This is a genomic window from Geminicoccus flavidas (genome assembly GCF_009806515.1).
Classification (GTDB): Bacteria; Pseudomonadota; Alphaproteobacteria; order Geminicoccales; family Geminicoccaceae; genus Geminicoccus; species Geminicoccus flavidus.
This window is the reverse complement of record NZ_WUJP01000095.1, coordinates 1-1,438: the sequence shown is the minus strand read 5'-3', so window position 1 is coordinate 1,438 and position 1,438 is coordinate 1. Positions and strand designations below refer to the sequence as shown.

The 1,438-nt window shown below is 66.7% G+C and carries 2 protein-coding genes; one reads left to right on the top strand and one right to left on the bottom strand.

Going from position 1 to position 1,438, the window contains the following annotated elements; translation table 11 throughout:
• On the bottom strand, positions 1-444 hold a 444-nt coding region (locus tag EQG76_RS02475; protein WP_200840500.1), incomplete at its 3' end, for a trypsin-like peptidase domain-containing protein.
• A 171-nt stretch (positions 445-615) separates the two neighbouring features.
• Between EQG76_RS02475 and EQG76_RS02470 the strand changes: the two genes are divergently transcribed.
• Positions 616-1,317, top strand: coding sequence for a carbon-nitrogen hydrolase family protein (locus EQG76_RS02470; RefSeq protein WP_159710303.1), 702 nt, complete (start codon positions 616-618; stop codon positions 1,315-1,317).
• Positions 1,318-1,438: the final 121 nt, after the last annotated feature.

Here is a 1,438-nt window from a genome sequence, read left to right as displayed (position 1 = left end):
GTCGCCGTCCTGGAACACGACCTCGATCTTGTCGGCCTCGCCCACGACATGGGCGTTGGTGACGATGTAGCCGGAAGGATCGATCACGAAGCCCGACCCCAGGCCCTCCATCCTGCTGCCCGGCCGCCTGCCTTCCCGCTCCTCGGGCTGTGGGAAGGGCTGGCCGAAGAAGCGCTCGAAGAAGCGGCGCTGCTGCTCGTCCATCTGACCGGACGCCGGGGTCGGCCCGCTGGCATTGCCTTCCACCTGGACGGAAACCACCGAAGGCATGACCCTGGCAACCAGATCGGCATAGCCGCGGTCATAGTCTTCCGCATGAGCCGCGGTGGGCGCGAAGGCCGGCAGGGCCGGCACCGCGCCGGTCGCCAGGGCGGCCGCTGCAACCGTGCCTAGCGCCAGGTTGCGGGCCAGGGAGAAACGGCGAGTGACGTTAGGCTGCATCATCGATACTCCAACAATCTCCTGCGCATCCGATAGTGCTTCGGGGCTGGTGCAAGTCCATGTAGGGGATTGTCTGCCGTTTGCATCCACAAACAAGAAGGTTCACGCAGCTGTTTTTGCTAGTAACGATCCCATCACAGCAGCGTGAACGGTGATTATTTCAAAGGATTGCCGATGCGTATCGTGGCTGTTTCATCAGGTGAACGTTGGAAGGACATTGAGGACTTCATCGTAACATCAGGCGCTGATCTCGCAATACTCCCATCCGGCTGGTCTGCCGACCGCGCCGACCTCGCGCCGGAGCTATCTGACGGCAAGCTCGCCAGGCTGCTGATGGAGCTGGGCGAACGGACCGGCAGCGCTGTCTTGGCGTCCTATGCCGAGCGGGAAGACGAGCGGACGTTCGCCAGCGTGCTGCTGGTCGACGGCACCGGGCGCGGCCTGTGCAGCTACCGCAAGACCCATCTGAGTGCCGGGGACGAGGCCCGGCAGCTGGCACGGGGCAACTGGATGACGATCGTCCCGCTGCAGGGCTGGCGCGTCGGTCTGGCATTGGACGACGACCTGCTCCATCCGGAGATGACTCGCTGCCTAGCGCTGGAGGGTGCCTCGCTCCTGCTGGGTGTGGCCAGCTTCCCGCGCCCGGTCCTGCGCGCCCTGGCCCTGGTCCGGGCCCTAGAGAACGGGGTGCCCTGCGTGCTGGTCAGCGGCGAGGGGGTCGTCGCCGCTGGGCCGGACGGGAAGGTGTGGCATGACGGGCCGGCTGAGTCCGGGCTCGAGCTGCCGGCATCGGACGAGGGCGGCCAGGACAGCTTTGCCACCAGGCGGCGGGTCGAGCTCTACCGGGCGCTGATGGAGCCGCTGCCGCGGAGCTGATGCCGGGCGAGCGCTGCGGTCACCAGCGCCAGGTAGTGCTCGCGGAAGCGCTCCTCGGAGAAGCGGGCGGCGTTGCGCACCAAGGCATCCTGCGCGAACCGGTTTTCCTCCCGGAGGAAGC